The organism is Providencia sp. PROV209 (assembly GCF_028479485.1).
Classification (GTDB): domain Bacteria; phylum Pseudomonadota; class Gammaproteobacteria; order Enterobacterales; family Enterobacteriaceae; genus Providencia; species Providencia alcalifaciens.
Window position 1 is genome coordinate 212,687 of record NZ_JAMPNR010000001.1, and the last position, 18,783, is coordinate 231,469.

General features: G+C 43.2%; 18 protein-coding genes. 15 read left to right on the forward strand and 3 right to left on the reverse strand.

What is annotated here, in order from left to right:
• The first annotated feature begins 101 nt into the window (after positions 1–101).
• From rodZ to rluF, 7 genes are all read left to right on the forward strand, one after another.
• On the forward strand, positions 102–1,049 hold the full coding sequence (gene rodZ, locus PR795_RS01070) for a cytoskeleton protein RodZ (protein WP_006661305.1): 948 nt from the start codon (positions 102–104) through the stop codon (positions 1,047–1,049).
• A gap of 178 nt (positions 1,050–1,227) precedes the next feature.
• Positions 1,228–2,349 (forward strand): flavodoxin-dependent (E)-4-hydroxy-3-methylbut-2-enyl-diphosphate synthase, encoded by a 1,122-nt coding sequence (gene ispG, locus PR795_RS01075; protein ID WP_006658627.1) that lies wholly within the window; start codon positions 1,228–1,230, stop codon positions 2,347–2,349.
• Between the two features lie 214 nt (positions 2,350–2,563).
• The gene (hisS, locus tag PR795_RS01080; RefSeq protein ID WP_006658626.1) at positions 2,564–3,841 is read left to right on the forward strand and encodes a histidine--tRNA ligase; all 1,278 of its coding nucleotides are present in this window, start codon (positions 2,564–2,566) and stop codon (positions 3,839–3,841) included.
• A 10-nt stretch (positions 3,842–3,851) separates the two neighbouring features.
• Complete coding sequence (locus tag PR795_RS01085; protein ID WP_006658625.1) at positions 3,852–4,475, forward strand: YfgM family protein; 624 nt, start codon at positions 3,852–3,854, stop codon at positions 4,473–4,475.
• A gap of 21 nt (positions 4,476–4,496) precedes the next feature.
• Positions 4,497–5,669, forward strand: coding sequence for an outer membrane protein assembly factor BamB (gene bamB / locus PR795_RS01090; RefSeq protein WP_036963899.1), 1,173 nt, complete (start codon positions 4,497–4,499; stop codon positions 5,667–5,669).
• A gap of 130 nt (positions 5,670–5,799) precedes the next feature.
• Positions 5,800–7,278, forward strand: a complete 1,479-nt coding sequence (gene der / locus PR795_RS01095; protein ID WP_006658623.1) for a ribosome biogenesis GTPase Der — start codon at positions 5,800–5,802, stop codon at positions 7,276–7,278.
• Positions 7,279–7,407: 129 nt separating this feature from the next.
• Positions 7,408–8,286, forward strand: a complete 879-nt coding sequence (gene rluF, locus PR795_RS01100; RefSeq protein WP_006658622.1) for a 23S rRNA pseudouridine(2604) synthase RluF — start codon at positions 7,408–7,410, stop codon at positions 8,284–8,286.
• A 127-nt stretch (positions 8,287–8,413) separates the two neighbouring features.
• Here the strand turns inward: rluF and PR795_RS01105 are convergent, their stop codons facing one another.
• Positions 8,414–9,544, reverse strand: a complete 1,131-nt coding sequence (locus tag PR795_RS01105; protein ID WP_006661309.1) for a M4 family metallopeptidase — start codon at positions 9,542–9,544, stop codon at positions 8,414–8,416.
• Positions 9,545–9,693: 149 nt separating this feature from the next.
• The gene (hemF, locus tag PR795_RS01110; protein WP_272516579.1) at positions 9,694–10,617 is read right to left on the reverse strand and encodes an oxygen-dependent coproporphyrinogen oxidase; all 924 of its coding nucleotides are present in this window, start codon (positions 10,615–10,617) and stop codon (positions 9,694–9,696) included.
• Positions 10,618–10,753: 136 nt separating this feature from the next.
• Between hemF and PR795_RS01115 the strand changes: the two genes are divergently transcribed.
• From PR795_RS01115 to cysM, 8 genes are all read left to right on the forward strand, one after another.
• Positions 10,754–11,185: a GNAT family acetyltransferase gene (locus PR795_RS01115; protein ID WP_006661311.1), complete on the forward strand. Its 432-nt coding sequence runs from the start codon at positions 10,754–10,756 to the stop codon at positions 11,183–11,185.
• A gap of 102 nt (positions 11,186–11,287) precedes the next feature.
• Positions 11,288–11,872, forward strand: coding sequence for an RpoE-regulated lipoprotein (locus PR795_RS01120; RefSeq protein WP_006661312.1), 585 nt, complete (start codon positions 11,288–11,290; stop codon positions 11,870–11,872).
• 223 nt (positions 11,873–12,095) lie between these two features.
• Positions 12,096–12,992, forward strand: a complete 897-nt coding sequence (locus PR795_RS01125; RefSeq protein WP_006658617.1) for a Dyp-type peroxidase — start codon at positions 12,096–12,098, stop codon at positions 12,990–12,992.
• A gap of 391 nt (positions 12,993–13,383) precedes the next feature.
• Positions 13,384–14,406 carry a sulfate ABC transporter substrate-binding protein gene (locus PR795_RS01130; RefSeq protein ID WP_036979689.1) on the forward strand — a complete coding sequence of 341 codons (1,023 nt, stop codon included), beginning with the start codon at positions 13,384–13,386 and terminating at the stop codon, positions 14,404–14,406.
• A complete protein-coding gene (gene cysT, locus PR795_RS01135) occupies positions 14,406–15,236 on the forward strand; it encodes a sulfate/thiosulfate ABC transporter permease CysT (RefSeq protein ID WP_272516580.1) in 831 nt (276 codons plus the stop codon). The genes PR795_RS01130 and cysT overlap by 1 nt, the downstream gene beginning before the upstream one ends.
• Positions 15,236–16,096, forward strand: coding sequence for a sulfate/thiosulfate ABC transporter permease CysW (cysW, locus tag PR795_RS01140; protein ID WP_006658613.1), 861 nt, complete (start codon positions 15,236–15,238; stop codon positions 16,094–16,096). Before cysT ends, cysW begins: the two co-directional genes overlap by 1 nt.
• Before the next feature lie 2 nt (positions 16,097–16,098).
• Positions 16,099–17,187: a sulfate/thiosulfate ABC transporter ATP-binding protein CysA gene (gene cysA, locus PR795_RS01145; RefSeq protein WP_006658612.1), complete on the forward strand. Its 1,089-nt coding sequence runs from the start codon at positions 16,099–16,101 to the stop codon at positions 17,185–17,187.
• 81 nt (positions 17,188–17,268) lie between these two features.
• Positions 17,269–18,153, forward strand: a complete 885-nt coding sequence (cysM, locus tag PR795_RS01150) for a cysteine synthase CysM (RefSeq protein WP_006661316.1) — start codon at positions 17,269–17,271, stop codon at positions 18,151–18,153.
• Between the two features lie 106 nt (positions 18,154–18,259).
• Here cysM and crr read toward each other — a convergent pair whose 3' ends face one another.
• Positions 18,260–18,769, reverse strand: a complete 510-nt coding sequence (gene crr, locus PR795_RS01155; RefSeq protein WP_006658610.1) for a PTS glucose transporter subunit IIA — start codon at positions 18,767–18,769, stop codon at positions 18,260–18,262.
• Between the last annotated feature and the right edge of the window lie 14 nt (positions 18,770–18,783).

Consider the following 18,783-nt stretch of genomic DNA (forward strand, 5'->3'; position numbering starts at 1 on the left):
ATCATGTTTATTGTTGTTGAAAACTATGACGTACGCAGACGGGTAAGGTGGCGTAAAATCCACTTTATATTTATTAAACTTGGAAACAGTGTTGCCAGCAAATGACTATCGAAAATAATACCGAACAAACTTCTCTCACTGTAGGACAATTATTATCCCGAGCGCGTGAACATATGGGTTTAACGCAAGAAGCGGTTGCGGAGCGACTGTGTCTTAAAGTGAGTACGGTAAAGGAAATAGAACAAGATATTCATCCTGCGGGTGTTGAACCGACGTTTTTACGTGGTTATATTCGTCTGTATGCGAGAATGGTTGGAATTCCTGAGAATGACATCAATTCCCTCTTGAAAAGTGATGTTCCTGCACAGGCCCCGAATGTTTCTCCAATGCAAAGTTACTCATTAGGCAAAAAGCGCAAAAAACGTGAAGGTTGGCTAATGAAATTGACTTGGTTGATCGTCATTATTTTGATTGCGATGATTGGTATCTGGTGGTGGCAAGACCATAATGCGCAACAAAAAGATTTGCTGACGATGGCTAACCAAAATGACTTAGTGCTGACTCAGCAAGATACGAGTAGTGAGCCTGTTAGCAATGTCACTGTTGATGCACCGCTTGCGAACAACAATAGTGCCGAACAGGCAGAGCCTGCTCCCGTCTTAACGGATGCCCAAACAACCACGACGAATACTGAGACAGATGGCGTAAAAACGATCCCTCTGCCGAATGCGCCACAAACTATCCCTTCCGTTGATAGAGTCCAAGCGGATGCGACTCAAACAGCAGATATGCCAGCAGTAACGAGCAATGGCTTAACGTTGAATTTCTCTGGTCAGTGCTGGTTAGAAATTCGTGACGCAAATAATAAAGTGTTATTCAGCGGCATGAAAAATAGTGGCGATAAACTTGAACTTGATGGGGCGCAACCTTACCGTTTAAATATTGGGGCTCCGGCGAATGTCACGGTGCAATTCCAAGGTAAAGACGTTGATTTAAGCCGCTTTATCAAAGCGAAACGTTCCGCGAAATTTAAGCTGCCAGAAGCATAAAAATGTAACGAATTGAAAGAAGCAAACTCTATCCTAAAACACTCTTTGTGATAGTTTATAGTTTGCTTTCTTGTGTATAGTGGGGCGCGTTAAAGCAATGACCATACACTATGCCATGATATTAAAGAGCGCCATGGTATTATAATGAGCACATGGATGTTCGGAGAATTAAACTAAAATGCATAACGAATCACCAATCAAAAGACGTAAATCCACGCGTATTTATGTAGGTAATGTTCCTGTCGGTGACGGCGCACCTATCGCTGTTCAATCAATGACCAATACCCGTACAACTGATGTTGAAGCCACTGTCCGCCAAATTAAAGCGCTTGAGCGCGTTGGGGTGGACATTGTGCGTGTATCTGTTCCAACAATGGATGCCGCAGAAGCCTTTAAGCTCATCAAACAGCAAGTTGATGTACCTCTGGTCGCTGATATCCATTTTGACTACCGTATTGCCCTAAAAGTCGCAGAATATGGCGTTGACTGCCTACGTATCAACCCTGGCAATATCGGCAGTGAAGAACGAATTCGTCAAGTTGTTGATTGTGCTCGCCATTACAATATTCCGATCCGTATCGGTGTGAATGGCGGATCGCTAGAAAAAGATATTCAAGAGAAATACGGTGAACCAACGCCGGAAGCTCTAGTTGAATCGGCAATGCGCCATGTGGATATTCTGGATAGGCTCAACTTTGACCAATTCAAGGTTAGCGTCAAAGCGTCCGATGTCTTCCTTGCGGTAGGATCTTATCGTTTATTGGCACAAAAAATTGATCAACCTCTTCATCTAGGGATCACAGAAGCGGGCGGTGCACGTTCAGGTTCAGTGAAATCGGCTATCGGTTTAGGCATGCTGCTCTCGGAAGGGATTGGGGATACATTACGTATTTCTCTCGCAGCAGATCCCGTTGAAGAAGTTAAAGTCGGTTTTGATATCCTCAAATCATTGCGTATTCGTTCTCGGGGCATCAACTTTATTGCTTGCCCAACATGCTCACGTCAAGAATTTGATGTGATTGGCACAGTGAATGCGTTAGAACAGCGACTGGAAGATATTATTACGCCAATGGATGTGTCTATCATCGGTTGTGTCGTGAATGGTCCAGGAGAGGCGGAAGTCTCTACCTTAGGTGTTGCGGGTGCAAAAACCAAAAGTGGATTCTACGAAGATGGTGTTCGTCAAAAAGAGCGTTTTGATAATGACAACATTATTGACCAGTTAGAAGCCAAAATTCGTGCCAAAGCGGCAATGCTGGACGAAAGCATGCGAATAAATGTTAATCAAATCGAAAAATAATAATTAGAAACTGGCTCCTCATGAGTCAGTTTTTCTATTTATGCCCGTGATTAGCGGTGTTAATCACGGTAATTTTTTCTTAAAATTACGCCATAGCGACCAAAATCAACAGATAATTCCCGATTCCTCGGTGGATTTGCAGTTTGTTGATTGAACCTGATGACATTTCGCTCTTATAATCGACCTTATGTAATTCTGAAAATAGAGAAATAAAGTGGGAAAAAATATCCAAGCCATTCGCGGCATGAATGACTATTTGCCAGCAGATACTAGAGTGTGGCAAAAAATCGAAGCAACATTGAAAAATATCTTACAAGGTTATGGTTTCAGTGAAATTCGTACCCCGATTGTAGAGCAGACCCCGTTATTTCGTCGGGCGATTGGTGAAGTGACTGACGTTGTTGAAAAAGAGATGTACACCTTCAATGACCGTAACGAAGAGAGCCTCACACTGCGCCCAGAAAATACCGCAGGTTGTGTCCGTGCCGGTATTGAGCATGGTTTGCTGTACAATCAGGAACAGCGCTTGTGGTATTTAGGACCTATGTTCCGTTATGAGCGTCCACAGAAGGGGCGTTATCGTCAATTTCATCAACTTGGCGCTGAGGTTTTTGGTCTAGCAGGTCCTGACATTGATGCTGAAGTCATCTTAATGACTGCCCGCTGGTGGCGTGCACTTGGGATCAGTGAGCATGTGACTCTTGAGCTTAACTCAATCGGTTCATTAGACGCGCGTGCAAACTATCGTGACGCATTAGTGGCGTTCCTTGAACAGCACAAAGATAAACTGGATGAAGATTGTAAACGCCGTATGTATAGCAATCCTCTGCGTGTTTTGGATTCTAAAAACCAAGACATCCAAGCATTATTAAATGATGCTCCTGCTCTGTTTGACTATCTTGATGCAGAATCCCGTGAGCACTTTGAAGGTCTGTGCAAGTTACTAGATAACGCAGGTATTCAATACCGAGTTAACCAGCGCCTAGTTCGTGGTTTAGATTACTATAACCGCACAGTATTTGAGTGGGTCACTACCGCGTTAGGCTCACAAGGCACTGTCTGTGCTGGTGGTCGTTATGATGGTTTAGTTGAACAACTGGGCGGTCGTGCGACGCCAGCAGTGGGTTTTGCTATGGGCATGGAACGTATGGTTCTGCTCGTACAAGAGGTAAACCCAGAATTTACAGCAGACACGTCAGTTGCAGATGTGTATCTGGCTTCATTTGGTGAAAATAGCCAACAAGCTGCGTTATTAATTGCAGAGAAAGTCCGTGATGAGTTACCAACCTTACGTTTAATGACTAACCACGGTGGCGGCAACTTTAAGAAACAACTCGCTCGTGCCGATAAGCAAGGGGCGAAAATTGCTCTTATCTTAGGTGAAGACGAAATTAACAATAGCCAAGTGACGTTGAAAGACTTACGTACTGGTGAGCAAGAAACTATTTCACAGCAACTCGTGGCATCGCGTATCGCTGCGCTGTTAGGTTAAGGAGAGACAAGTGGAAGTCTATACAAACGAACAAGATCAAGTTGATGCGATCAAACGTTTTTTCGCGAATAACGGCGTTGCATTAGTTGTTGGGCTGGTAATTGGTGTCGGTGGTGTATTTGGTTGGAACTATTGGCAATCACACAAGTCGAATGTGTTGCAAGAAAGTGCAGCAAAATACGAAGTGGTGAATACACAACTGCGTTCAGGCTCAGCTGAAGGTATTCAAGCTGCGCAAAAATTTGCAGCAGAAACTAACGATGTTTACAGTGCAATGACTGGACTGGAACTGGCGCAAGTTTTTGCTGATAAAGGCGATTTAGCCGGTGCTGAGAAAGCACTGACGGACGCATTAGCGAAAGCAAAAACTGTTGATATGCAAGATGTGATTAATCTGCGTTTAGCACGTATCCAACTTGCGCTCGGTAATGCAGATGCAGCGCTTGCTTCAGTTGCAAAGATTCAAGGTAAGTCATGGCAAGCTACGGCACAGGATGTCCGTGGGGATGCTTTACTCCAGAAGGGTGATAAATCCGGCGCTAAAGCGGCATACACTCAGGGGTTAGAAAGTGAAGGTTCTCAATCACTCAGAGGCATTTTGACTCTGAAATTGAACAACGTATCTAATTCATAAGAAGAAAGGAAACGACACACTATGCAGTTGCGCAAAACTCTTTTGGTAGGCCTGGTTGCTTCAGCTTTACTTGCCGGTTGTTCCAGCGAAACTGATTCTATTGTGATGGCGCCATTACCACAGGTTGAGAATCAATTTACACCTTCAATTGTTTGGGATAAGTCCGTTGGTAATGGTGTTGAGCAGTTCTATTCTGAACTCTCTCCAGCATGGGATGGCTCGGCAGTTTATGCTGCGGATCGCAAAGGTTTAGTTAAAGCGCTTGAGCTTGAAAGCGGCAAAGAGCTGTGGTCTGTCGATTTATCGAAACGTACTGGTTTTCTTTCTGCCAATTTATCTGCGTTACTGTCTGGTGGTTTGACCATCTATGATGACAAAATTTTCATCGGCACTGAGCGTGGTACAGTTATCGCGCTGAATAAAGAAAACGGTGAAGTGCTATGGGATGTGGAAGTGGCGGGCGAAGCCCTATCCAAACCAGTCGTTAATGGCGATATGGTTATCATCCACACTAGCAATGGTCAATTACAGGCACTGGATACCGCGACTGGCGCGATTAAGTGGACTGTGAATATGGACACTCCATCGCTTTCATTACGTGGTGAGTCTGCGCCTGCGGTTGCATTTGGTGCCGCTATTGTTGGTGGTGATAATGGTCGAGTTAGTGCGGTTCTGTTGTCTCAAGGTCAGCTGATTTGGCAGCAACGTATCTCTCAAGTCACCAGCTCAACAGAAATTGGTCGTTTGAATGATGTGGACATGACGCCAGTTATTGATGATGGCAAAGTGTATGCAATTGCTTACAACGGCACATTAGCTGCGTTAGATATGCGTTCCGGTCAGATGTTGTGGAAACGTGATTTGGGTTCTATCAACGACATGGTGTTATCGGGTGATAACTTATATTTAGTTGACCAAACGGATCGCGTTCTTTCTGTTCGTAAGAGTGATGGTGTGACGTTATGGACTCAAGACCAGCTGCTTAACCGCGGATTATCGGCACCAGAAGTTTATAATGGCTACATCGTTGTGGGTGACAAAGAAGGTTACTTACACTGGCTAGATACCAGCACTGGCGGATTTGTGGCACAGAATAAATTGAACAGTTCAGGGATCCACAGCCGTCCTGTCATTGCAAGTGATAAACTGATGGTTCAGGCAAGAAACGGAACAGTTTACCTGTTAACACGTTAATTTCCTGACAAGCAGACAATTTATCGATAAAATAAACGGTTCCTGAATACAGGGGCCGTTTCGTTTTTTTGTTTTCTGAGTTTAAGCCTCAGAATTCTATTAGTTAATTAAAGTTGTGAGGCACTTAAGAATGATACCCGTCGTAGCGCTGGTTGGGCGTCCAAACGTAGGAAAATCCACGTTATTTAATCGATTAACCCGTACCCGTGACGCACTTGTAGCGGACTTTCCCGGTCTGACTCGTGATCGTAAATATGGTCGTGCAGAAGTAGAAGGGCACGAATTTATTATTATCGACACGGGTGGTATCGATGGTACAGAAGAGGGCGTAGAAACCCACATGGCGGCACAGTCGCTCCAAGCGATTGAAGAAGCTGATGTTGTCCTCTTTATGGTAGATGCCAGAGCGGGATTAATGCCTGCGGATGAAGGCATCGCTAAACACTTACGCAGCCGCAAGAAAAAAACCTATTTAGTTGCCAACAAGACTGATGGTATTGATGCCAATATCGTTGTTGGTGATTTTTATTCACTGGGTCTGGGGGAGATCTACCCGATCGCCGCATCTCATGGTCGTGGTGTAACTCAGCTAATTGAGCACTCTTTAAAACCTTTCATTGAGGTTGAAGACGAAGAAATTGAACTCACCGACGAAGAAGCTAACGCAGCTTATTGGGCGGAGCTTGAAGCGGAAGGTGAACTTTCTGAAGAAGATGAAGACGATTTCGATCCCTCTACGTTACCGATTAAACTGGCGATTGTCGGACGCCCAAATGTGGGTAAATCAACGCTGACGAACCGTATTTTAGGTGAAGATCGCGTTGTTGTCTTTGATATGCCGGGGACGACCCGTGACAGTATTTATATCCCAATGGAGCGTGATGAGCGTGAATATATTCTCATCGACACTGCTGGGGTTCGTAAGCGTGGTAAAGTCACCGAAACGGTTGAAAAATTCTCGGTGATCAAAACGCTGCAAGCGATTGAAGATGCGAACGTTGTACTTCTGGTCATCGATGCGCGTGAAGGTATTTCTGACCAAGATCTTTCCCTGTTAGGTTTTATCTTGAACGCAGGTCGTTCACTGGTTATTGCAGTGAATAAATGGGATGGAATGAAACCTGAAGATCGCGAGCACGTTAAAGATATGCTGGAGCTACGTCTTGGGTTTGTGGACTTTGCACGTATTCACTTTATCTCTGCATTGCATGGCAGTGGTGTCGGTAACTTGTTTGAATCGGTACAAGAAGCTTATGAGTCAGCAACTCGTCGCGTCGGTACTGCACTGTTAACCCGTATCATGAAAATGGCAGAAGATGAGCACCAGCCACCACTGATTCGTGGTCGCCGTGTGAAAATGAAATACGCCCATGCTGGGGGTCATAACCCACCAATCGTCGTGATCCACGGTAACCAAGTCTCTGATTTACCCGATAGCTATAAGCGCTATTTAATGAACTATTTCCGCCGTTCATTAAATGTGATGGGAACGCCAATTCGTATTCTATTCAAAGAGGGTGAAAACCCATATGCGGATAAGAAAAACAAATTGACGCCAACTCAGCTACGTAAACGTAAACGCTTAATGCAGCATTTGAAAAAGCGTTAATAGCGAACTGTTCGCGCGATAAACAGACCAAAGCCGTAACGTAAATGTGTTGTTACGGCTTTTTCTTATTAATAATCGGCACTCCCACAGCCCTAAAAATTAACGTTGTTTTAATGACTGAGGAAAACCATGGAAATCAATTCAACCACACGCCTGAATAAATACATTAGCGAGAGCGGTATCTGCTCTAGACGTGAGGCTGACCGTTATATCGAGCAAGGTCATGTTTTTATTAACGGTAAACGTGCAGGGATCGGCGACCAAGTTTCTGCTGGAGACGTGGTGAAGGTTAATGGGCAGCTGATTGAGCCGCGCAATGAAGAAGATTTAGTGTTAATTGCCTTAAATAAGCCGGTTGGGATCGTGAGTACTACGGAAAGCGGCGAAAAAGACAACATTGTGGATTATGTCAATCACAGCACTCGTATCTTCCCAATTGGTCGCTTAGATAAAGATTCCCAAGGGTTGATATTCCTGACGAACCACGGTGACTTGGTGAATAAAATTTTACGAGCTGGCAATGACCACGAGAAAGAATATATTGTCACCGTCAATAAACCTGTGACGGATGAGTTTATTCGCGGTATGGGTGCCGGAGTGCCTATCTTAGGAACGATGACTAAGAAATGTAAGGTCAAAAAAGAAGCCCCTTTTGTTTTCCGTATTACGTTAGTCCAAGGTTTAAACCGTCAAATTCGTCGTATGACAGAGCATTTTGGTTATGAAGTCACTAAGCTAGAGCGTGTGCGGATCATGAATGTGAGACTGACAGGCATTCCTGTGGGTGAATGGCGTGATTTGACGGATGATGAGCTTATTGAATTGTTTAATCTGATTGAAAAATCAGAATCGGATGTTAAACCGAAAAAAGCTGCAAAACCTCAAGCACGTGCCAGTAATAACAAGTCATCGGGAAAACAAGGCTCAGGTAGTCAAAAACCTAAGGTAAATGCAGAACCACCGAAAAAGAAATTTACCCAGCCTGGACGTAAAAAGAAAAAACGTTAATTGAATTCAGAAGTGAAAAAAGGTTGAGAATAAGTGAATTAACTGCATTCTTGACCTTTTTTATTATGTTAGGTAAAAGTCAGCCTCTCTGTGGGCCGACAATAATCGATAAATCACAAATTAGAACTTAGTTTAATTTTAATCCTACATCCAACCAGCTTTGGCGAGTTGCCAATTCAATTTTCTCATCAAAGAGATTTTTTGCTGAACGGACTGTGGCATTAGCAAATTCAATAAATGTCGCAGTATTTGACACGCTAGGATCAGAGACTGCCGCCACCCATATTTTGCCTGCAACTTCCCAAGAGTATCCTCCCAGTTTTGTTGCCAATAAATAGAAGGCTTTGTTTGGAATACCTGAATTGATATGAACACCACCATTATCAACATATCGTGGTAAATTTCGGTATTGATCCATATGGCCGACTTGTGGGTCTTGGTTTGATTTTGTGAAATAGTAGGCGGTTCCCGGCGCTTTCATTGAGCGTAAAGCAGGTCCTTTTTTCTTGTCGATGAATAATTTTTCACCCAGTAACCAGTTAGATTGCTCCGCGGTTTGTTTTTGAACATATTGCTTCACCATAATACCTAATACGTCAGCAACAGATTCATTTAATGCGCCGGATTGGTCAACATAGTCAAAATCAGCCTGGGAGCTAATAAATCCATGTGCAAGCTCGTGAGCGATTATATCAATATCGTTGTAGAAGGGACCAAAAACTGTTCCATCACCATCCCCAAAGAAAATAGCTTGAGAATTCCAAAATGCATTGGCGTAGTTTTTATCATAATGGATAACCGCATTGATATCAGCATCACAACCAAACATCTGATCAATATTGAGTTTCTCCTTGAGGAATGAGCGGATCAGTCCAATGGCGTCAAATACACGATGGGCTGGCTCGGTTGGCGCTACCTTATCCTCCTCTCGCATGATGATTGCAAAATCGCTATGTGCCATATGCTCATCGGCAGGCATTTCTTCGCGGCGACAAATCGGTAGGCTAGAGTGATTATGTGTGTAGTTTTCTACGCGTTGCTGTGCATCGCGGATCAGGCGATTGTAGGTTCCTCCCGTTATATTACAAGCGCTAGATAATAACTGACGTTGATAACTCGCATCTTCATGAGTATAAGTGCGGCTCATAATGTCATTGATATGGAATAATGTAGATTTTAAATTATTACACAGGCTTTCTTGGTAGAAGTGTGAAATTAAGCTAGGTGATAATAGTGAACGACCAAGTATTTGACTCATTTAGAACTCCATTTTGTTTGACGAAATGGAATCATAAACGGTTGTGATTTTATTGTAACTACATGATAATTAAGCTATTAAATCAATATCTGCTAATTTTTATTAGAAAAACCAGCAGATAAAAATCTGATTAATTACAAAAGTTTGTATTATTTATTATGCACGAGCCAATTTTTACCAGTGATTAAGAAATCAGTATATAGCTTAGCCTCTGGGCTGCCTTCTTCAGGATGATAATCGTATTCCCAGCGGACTAAAGGTGGCATGGACATTAAAATTGATTCAGTACGTCCACCACTTTGCAAGCCGAAAAGGGTGCCTCTATCCCAAACGAGGTTAAACTCGACATATCGCCCTCGACGATATAACTGGAATTGGCGTTCACGCTCGCCCCAAGGTATTTCACGACGTTTTTCCACGATGGGAACATAGGCTTGTAGAAAGCCATTTCCAACATCTTGGGTGAAAGCAAAACAGGTTTCAAAGTCCCATTGATTTAGGTCATCGTAGAATAGACCACCGATACCCCGCGGTTCATTCCGATGTTTTAAAAAGAAATAGTCATCGCACCATTGTTTAAACTTAGGGTATACCTCATCACCATAAGGCGCACACAATGCATTAGCGACAGAGTGCCAATGTACAACGTCCTCTTCAAAACCGTAATAAGGGGTTAAGTCGAATCCGCCGCCAAACCACCATACGGGCTCCATCCCTTCTTTTTCGGCAATAAAAAAGCGCACATTAGCATGAGTCGTAGGAATATAAGGATTGAGAGGATGAATAACTAATGAAACACCCATCGCTTGATAACTACGACCTGCTAATTCTGGGCGGTGTGCGGTGGCTGATGCGGGCAGTTTTTCACCTTTTATATGTGAAAAGTTAACACCGGCTTGTTCAAACAGAGCACCTTGAGTTAAAACTCGGCTACGCCCACCTCCGCCTTCTGCTCGCTCCCATGTTTGTTCGAGGAACGTTTCTTTGCCGTCTAACGCTGTTATTCTCTGACAAATAGTATCTTGCAAGCTTTGCAAATAGGCTTTTACACGGTCAATATCTGGGTAATTCATTGTTTTTAAATAGAACCATTGGGAGAAAGAAAATGAGTAAAGTATACCCCGTTGAGGTAAAAAAGGCATATTGATTATTGATTGTGTATCAAAAGCAGTGATAATGGCAGGAAGTTTAGCTCAAACGGACAAAATGATGGAAATACGCATATTTCGCCAAAATGATTATGAAGATGTGCTGACGTTGTGGGAACGCTGTCAATTGAATGAAATTTCAGGGGATCCTGAACTAGATATTGAGCGTAAATTGCAATGTGGCGCGGATCTTTTCTTAGTTGCCGAGGTATCCGGTGAAGTGGTTGGCACTATCATGGGGGGATACGATGGGATTCGGGGAACCGCAGTCTATTTAGCTGTTCATCCTGAATATCGTGGGCGTGGTATTGCCAATGCGTTAGTGAGCCGTTTAGAGAAAAAATTGATTGCCCGAGGTTGTGGCAGAATTGAGCTGTTGGTCAACGAAGAATCTGATGCAGCAATCTGTATGTTTGAAAAAATGTTGTATGAAGAAGAGCAAGCCGAGCGTTTAATTTATTCGAAAAAACTGACCCTCGACGTGGATTTTTAAACTGCCAGTGATTATTTTCTTGGCAGTTTAGCTAACTAGCTTGAATTTTTTATTAAATAGACTGTCTCAATATGCATTATATGACCCGCTAAAGAGGATGGTATGTCCCAAAACGCATTCGTAACCCTATTTAAAGTTTCTTTGCTTGGTGGCGCAGTGATGCTATCAGGCTGTGCTGGAAAAAGTTTTTTCTCTCCATCAACCTGGTTTCACAGCCCATTGATGATTTCTGATGCGGGTGTTGGTGCCATCACCAGCCTGACACCGATGGATCGTGACGTGATTAATAACCAGCTTGATGATCGTTATGTTGTACGTGGCGGTATGCAACTTGAAAATGGTGAAATGATATCTGTATTTCAAGCCATGAAAGATTTAGACGTTGCAGTGGAAGTCTTTGGACCCGAAAAAGGCACCGTTTCACGTATTGTGGTTAATGACCCGGATATGCTGACGGAATGGGATACTCAAATTGGTACTGAGTTTGGTGATATTTATCAGAAAGCTTATGGTTCATGTTCCCTTGGGGAAGCCGTCGATAATATTCCTACGGTACTGTGTGTTGCGCCACAAAGTAGCAAAGTGGTCTACAAATTTAGTGGTAAATGGCAAGGTCCTGATAATTTAATGCCAGCTGATGAAGTATTGAAGACATGGAAGGTGTCACAAATTATTTGGCATAAATAAATTACGAATACATGTACCGTAAGTTTTTGGATTGTAGAAAACAATAACTTACGGTTTTAATTTATTGCTAACACTGATATTTATCTTTTCCTCACGTCAAACCCTTCTGAATGACCTAGACTGATTAACTCTTGCGTTAAAACAAGGTGAAAATCATGATTAATGCGATAAACTATTTTAAAGTATAGGTTTGTGTAATTTATTCATTCTAAGGGGTTTATGCATGTCTCATTCCCAAAGTGGTATTTTGAAGGAACATAGTCGTTTCGGCATTTTTATTGAAGCCATGGTGACTGGGTCACTAGAAGAGGTTAAATCAGGATGCAAAGTTTTTGTTGATGAATTAACCAAACTGCAAGCAAAATTCCCCGATGATCGTCTTGGCGCGGTGATTGCATTTGGCTCTGAGGTGTGGAAGCAATTAGGGCACGCGAGCGTGGCGCCGGAATTAAAACCATTTCGTACGTTAGGTAAAGGATTAGCGCCAGCCACTCAGCGCGATATGCTGATTCACATTCAATCATTACGTCATGATATTAATTTTTCTTTAGCGCAGGCTGCTCTGAAGGCATTTGGGCAATCTATTGAGGTTGTTGAGGAAACTCATGGCTTCCGTTGGGTGGAAGATAGAGACTTAAGTGGCTTTATTGATGGCACAGAAAACCCACAAGGTGAAGAAATCGCTGAAGTCACATTGATTAATCAAGGCGATGATATTGGTGGTAGCTACGTGATGGTGCAGCGCTATGAGCATGACCTGAAAAAATGGTCTCGTTTTTCTGAGCATGAACAAGAGAAAATGATTGGCCGCACTAAACACGATAGCGTTGAATTAGACGAAGATGCGCGTAATAAAACATCTCATGTTTCTCGCGTGGTGATTGAAGAAGAGGGGGAAGAGCTCTCTATTATGCGCCATAGCCTGCCATACGGCACGGCAAGCGGTAAACATGGTTTATTCTTTATTGCCTACTGCGCAACCATCCATAATATTGAACAGCAATTACTGAGCATGTTTGGTGAAACTGATGGTAAATATGATGATCTGCTACGTATGACTAAAGCCGTTTCTGGCAGTTATTACTACGCACCATCAATTGAAAGATTATTATCCTTATAATCTTATTGTGATAATTCAAGCTGTCGCGGACAGCGGCAGCTTGAAAGTGTTTACTGATCAGTTTTTTGTAGTCCTTTTCGTGCTGCAGCAGAGTGATATTGATCCTCTCGGCACATCCATCATATTTATCCATATCGATATCAACGAATAACCAAAATTTACGCTTAGCAAGTGGTCATATTTGTTCTCGACATTTTGCCGCAGGATCTCTATGAGCTTTACTCATTACATTAACTTCTTCAATTTCCATCAGATTTTTTAGCTTATTGCTATAACCTCTTTATTATTCCAACTTGATATATCAAATGATGATTGATGACTACAAAGTTATAACCAAAACATATACATTGTTTTTAGTTAATGTTTGGGTTTAGTCACAAGTAGGGATCTCATGAAAAAATCAATGTTAAAAAATACGGGGTTAGCGAGTTTGGCGATGTTTTCGTTGATGAGCAGCGCATCCCTAACGGCAGCTGAGTTATTGAACAGCTCTTATGATATTTCAAGAGAGCTATTTGCAGCATTAAATCCAGAATTTGAAAAGCAATGGGCGCAGGAAAATCCTCAAGAACCACTGACTATCAAACAATCCCATGCGGGATCATCCAAGCAGGCATTAGCGATTTTACAAGGCTTAAAAGCTGATGTGGTGACGTTTAACCAAGTGACGGATGTGCAGATCCTTCATGATAAAGGGCAATTGATCCCTGCAGATTGGCAGGCGCGCTTGCCGAATAACAGTTCGCCTTATTATTCGACAATGGCGTTTTTGGTCCGTAAAGGTAATCCTAAAGGCATTAAAACTTGGGATGACCTTGCACGCAGTGATGTGAAATTAGTTTTTCCAAACCCAAAAACGTCGGGAAATGGTCGTTATACCTACCTTGCGGCATGGGGGGCTTTCAACCAAGAAAATGGAAAAGACAGTCCAAAAACCCGTGAACAAATGCAGCAATTCCTGAAAAACGTCGAAGTTTTTGATACCGGAGGGCGAGGTGCAACGACGTCATTCATTGAACGGGGATTGGGGGATGTCTTAATCAGTTTTGAATCAGAAGTGAATAATATTCGCAGCCAGTACGGTGAATCAGATTATGAAGTGATTGTTCCTCCTGTGGATATTTTGGCGGAATTCCCTGTCACGTGGGTCGATAAAAATGTGCAAAAAAATGGTACAGAGAAAGCCGCGAAAGCGTATTTGAATTATCTGTATAGCCCAGAAGCTCAAAATATTATCACTCGTTTTAACTATCGCGTGAATGATAAGCAAGTCATGGCGGAAAATAAGAGTAAATTCCCAGCAACTCAGTTATTTACGGTGGAGTCTCAATTTGGCAATTGGACGAATGTCATGAATGAGCACTTTTCCACGGGCGGTGAATTCGATCAACTCATGGAACAAGGTCGCCGTTAATGCAGACATCAGGAAAGCGGTTTTTACCGGGTTTCGGACTGACTTTAGGCAGTAGCTTATTTTACGTCTGTTTAATCTTGCTATTGCCTTTAAGCTCGCTTGTTGTGCAGCTTTCCGATATGACATGGCAACAATATTGGGCAGTAATTAGTTACCCTCAGGTTGTTGCGGCCTATAAAGTAACATTACTCGCTGCGCTCGTTGCGAGCTTATTTAATGCGGTCTTTGGAATGTTACTGGCATGGATCTTGACCCGCTATCGTTTTCCTGGACGCTTATTCTTAGATGGACTGGTGGATTTACCCTTCGCATTGCCTACCGCCGTTGCAGGGCTGACCCTTGCAACATTATTTGCGACATCAGGTTGGTATGGTCAGTATCTACATCAGTTTGATATTAAAGTAGTGAATACATGGCTAGGTATTGCAGTTGCCATGGCATTTACCAGTATTCCTTTTGTTGTCAGAACGGTTCAACCGGTTCTGGAAGAGTTAGGTCCGGAATATGAAGAGGCGGCTCAGACCTTAGGGGCAACGCGTTGGCAAACTTTCCGACGTGTGGTGTTACCCGAAGTATCCCCTGCATTAATTGCTGGAACGGTTTTATCTTTTACACGCAGCCTTGGTGAATTTGGTGCGATTATTTTTATCGCCGGAAACATTGCGTGGCAAACGGAGGTGGTCTCCTTAATGATTTTTAGCCAATTACAGCAATTTGATTATCCAGCCGCGAGTGCCATTGCTTCCGTGATTTTAGCCGTGTCATTATTTTTACTCTTTACAGTGAATGTTATTCAAAGCCGTTTTGGAAAACGATTAGGCGGGCACTAATGGGACAAATTACACCGTTTCCGATGACTCAACGTAGAAGCATCAATTGGGGAAAATGGGCTCTCATTACGATAGGGCTATTCTTTTCTACTTTGTTATTAGTGGTGCCAATTATCTGGATTTTCATCACCGCCTTTCAAAAAGGGTTGGGGGAAGTATTAGCCAATATTGGTAATCCCGATATGCTGCATGCAATTGGACTAACCCTGCTTATTGCATTAATAACGGTACCAGTGAATTTGGTGTTTGGCGTGATGTTGGCGTGGCTTGTAACGCGTTTTCAGTTCCCAGGTCGCCAATTGTTACTGACGTTAGTGGATATTCCTTTTGCTGTTTCTCCGGTCGTGGCGGGGTTGCTCTATTTGTTGTTTTATGGCTCGAATAGTTGGTTTGGCGGCTGGTTAGAAGGGTTTGATATACAAGTCATGTTTTCATGGCCGGGAATGGCATTAGTGACTATTTTTGTGACGTGTCCATTCGTGGTAAGGGAGCTAGTTCCGTTAATGCTAAGCCAAGGAAGCCAAGAAGATGAAGCGGCAACCTTATTAGGTGCATCGGGTTGGAAAATGTTCTGGAGAGTAACGCTCCCCAACATCCGCTGGGCATTACTTTATGGTGTTGTATTAACGAATGCACGAGCTATCGGTGAATTTGGTGCAGTCTCTGTGGTATCTGGTGCTATTCGTGGGGAAACCTATACATTGCCTCTGCAAGTGGAATTACTTCATCAAGATTACAATACCGTCGGCGCATTTACTGCTGCGGCAATTTTAGCGTTATTAGCGATCATCACGTTGATTGTAAAAAGTGCTTTGCAATGGCATTTAAGCCGGCAGCAAACTGAGTCAGGAGCCCATTAATTATGAGTATTGAAATTAATCATGTCGGTAAATTGTTCGGCAGAACGCAGGTGCTGGACAACATCTCATTGGATATCGGCTCAGGGGAAATGGTAGCGTTGTTAGGACCTTCAGGTTCGGGTAAAACCACGTTACTGCGCATTATTGCCGGATTAGAGCAGCAAAGTCACGGCTCGTTACGCTTTCATGGGCAAGATGTTAGCCAAGTACATGCGAAAGACCGGCATGTGGGGTTTGTTTTCCAACATTATGCGCTGTTTCGTCATATGACGGTATTCGAGAATGTCGCATTTGGTTTGACGGTGTTACCGAGAAAACAGCGCCCATCTAAGGCGGTTATTAAGCAAAAAGCTATGGAATTGCTAGAGATGGTGCAACTAGCACATTTGGCTGAACGGTACCCATCTCAGCTTTCTGGTGGGCAAAAACAGCGGGTAGCGCTAGCAAGAGCATTAGCTGTTGAGCCGCAAATTTTATTGCTGGATGAACCTTTTGGGGCTCTAGATGCTCAGGTGCGTATTGAATTACGTCGTTGGCTACGTCAGCTCCATGAAGAATTAAAGTTTACCAGTGTCTTTGTGACGCACGATCAGGAAGAAGCCATGGAAGTAGCAGATCGGATCGTGGTGATGAGCCAAGGGCATATTGAACAAGTTGGCACCCCGAATGAAATTTGGCAAGCACCTGAAACACGTTTTGTCCTTGAATTTATGGGGGAGGTGAACAAAATTGCTGGGAATATTCGAGGTTCTCAATTGCAGGTCGCGAATTTTACCTTCCCACTGCCTCAAATCAGTGCTCAACAAGGCGATGTCGATGTGTTTATTCGCCCTTGGGATATTCGTTTGCAAAAGCAAGCGGATGAACTTCACCAGCTGCCCGTGAGAGTCATTGAATCAGGACCTAGAGGGCATTTTTGGCAATTAACCGTGCAGCCTTTAGGGTGGAGTGAGGAAACGTTATCTGTGGTATGGCAGGATGCAAATACGGTTCCACTGAGAGGCGAACATTATTATTTAGGAAGCCAGCAGACACAAATTTATCAGGGAAAAGAGCCATTATTTTTCCCCTCTCTTGCTAAAAGCGCGTAGATTTAAAAGGGATGATTGATTTTAGAATTTATTGTTAATTATATTATCAATCAATAAAAAATTATTATAAGGAAAAACACAGTGTCAACGTTGGAACAGTTTATTGGTCATACGCCGTTGGTTCGTCTGCAACGCCTGACCGAAGGTCTGGATGCAGAAATCTGGGTCAAACTCGAAGGTAATAACCCCGCAGGCTCTGTGAAGGATAGGGCGGCTTTCTCAATGATTAACGAAGCGGAAAAACGCGGGGAGATCAAGCCAGGGGATACATTAATCGAGGCAACCAGTGGCAATACGGGGATTGCGTTAGCCATGATTGCGGCAGTGAAAGGTTACAAACTGAAATTGCTGATGCCGGACAATATGAGCCAGGAGCGTAAAGCATCGATGCAAGCTTATGGCGCGGAGTTAATTCTAGTCAGCACGACGGTAGGCATGGAAGGCGCGCGAGATTTGGCTCAAGAGATGGCAAACAATGGCGAAGGAAAAGTTCTAGACCAGTTCAACAACCCAGATAATCCGTTGGCACATTTTACAACAACGGGACCCGAGATTTGGCAGCAAACCGCAGGAAGAATCACCCATTTTGTTTCCAGTATGGGAACCACAGGGACAATAACTGGGGTCAGCCGTTATTTAAAAAGCCAATCACCCGATGTGCAGATTGTGGGTTTACAACCCGCTGAAAAGAGTCAAATTCCAGGTATTCGCCGTTGGTCTCCAGAGTATCTACCGGGTATTTTTGATAGTCAGTTAGTCGACCATGTGCTGGATGTGAACCAGCAAGAAGCTGAAGATACCATGAAAGAGTTAGCAAAACGTGAAGGTATTTTCTGTGGTGTGAGCTCCGGTGGTGCTGTTGCGGGAGCTCTGCGGGTGGCAAAAACGAATCCTAAAGCGGTGATTGTCGCGATTATTTGCGATCGTGGAGACCGGTATCTATCAACGGGTGTTTTTGATAAATAAGACATTAATAAACTAAAGTCAGAGTGAAGCTTCCAATAAAAAACCACCAGTATCGATAAGTGACTGGTGGTTTATCATTCAGTGGTTTATTTCAGGTTTAGCGCAATTATTTCTTAATACGCATAATGACGGTTTCACCAACAGTCACTGTACCACTCAATTTATTCAGTTCTTTAATCTCGTCCATGTTTGAAATAACAACAGGCGTTAGAACTGATTTCGCTTTTTCTTCTAACAGAGCTAAGTCAAACTCAATAACGACATCGCCTTTTTTCACAGATTGACCTTCTTCTGCGATGCGTTTAAAGCCTTCGCCTTTAAGTTCAACAGTATCAATACCGAAGTGAACAAACAGTTCGATACCATCATCAGATTCAATTGAAAATGCATGGTTAGTTTCAAAGATTTTACCGATTGTACCATCAACCGGAGCCACAATTTTGTTGCCAGAAGGCTTGATAGCAATACCGTCACCGACAATTTTTTCTGCGAACACAACGTCTGGTACATCTTCAATATTGACGATTTCGCCAGATAATGGCGCGATAATTTCAATATTGCCACTGCTACTCTTGTCTTCCGAAACTAGTGATTTCAGTTTGTCAAACAGACCCATGGACCTTCTCCTAA

Coding starts and splice junctions, on each gene's coding strand:
- cysT (WP_272516580.1), top strand. CDS start 14,406: ATGCAGACATCAGGAAAGCGGTTTTTACCGGGTTTCGGACTGACTTTA.
- PR795_RS01105 (WP_006661309.1), bottom strand. CDS start 9,544: ATGAGTCAAATACTTGGTCGTTCACTATTATCACCTAGCTTAATTTCA.
- crr (WP_006658610.1), bottom strand. CDS start 18,769: ATGGGTCTGTTTGACAAACTGAAATCACTAGTTTCGGAAGACAAGAGT.
- PR795_RS01130 (WP_036979689.1), top strand. CDS start 13,384: ATGAAAAAATCAATGTTAAAAAATACGGGGTTAGCGAGTTTGGCGATG.
- cysW (WP_006658613.1), top strand. CDS start 15,236: ATGGGACAAATTACACCGTTTCCGATGACTCAACGTAGAAGCATCAAT.
- PR795_RS01125 (WP_006658617.1), top strand. CDS start 12,096: ATGTCTCATTCCCAAAGTGGTATTTTGAAGGAACATAGTCGTTTCGGC.
- ispG (WP_006658627.1), top strand. CDS start 1,228: ATGCATAACGAATCACCAATCAAAAGACGTAAATCCACGCGTATTTAT.
- der (WP_006658623.1), top strand. CDS start 5,800: ATGATACCCGTCGTAGCGCTGGTTGGGCGTCCAAACGTAGGAAAATCC.
- hemF (WP_272516579.1), bottom strand. CDS start 10,617: ATGAATTACCCAGATATTGACCGTGTAAAAGCCTATTTGCAAAGCTTG.
- PR795_RS01120 (WP_006661312.1), top strand. CDS start 11,288: ATGTCCCAAAACGCATTCGTAACCCTATTTAAAGTTTCTTTGCTTGGT.
- cysA (WP_006658612.1), top strand. CDS start 16,099: ATGAGTATTGAAATTAATCATGTCGGTAAATTGTTCGGCAGAACGCAG.
- bamB (WP_036963899.1), top strand. CDS start 4,497: ATGCAGTTGCGCAAAACTCTTTTGGTAGGCCTGGTTGCTTCAGCTTTA.
- rluF (WP_006658622.1), top strand. CDS start 7,408: ATGGAAATCAATTCAACCACACGCCTGAATAAATACATTAGCGAGAGC.
- PR795_RS01115 (WP_006661311.1), top strand. CDS start 10,754: ATGGAAATACGCATATTTCGCCAAAATGATTATGAAGATGTGCTGACG.
- rodZ (WP_006661305.1), top strand. CDS start 102: ATGACTATCGAAAATAATACCGAACAAACTTCTCTCACTGTAGGACAA.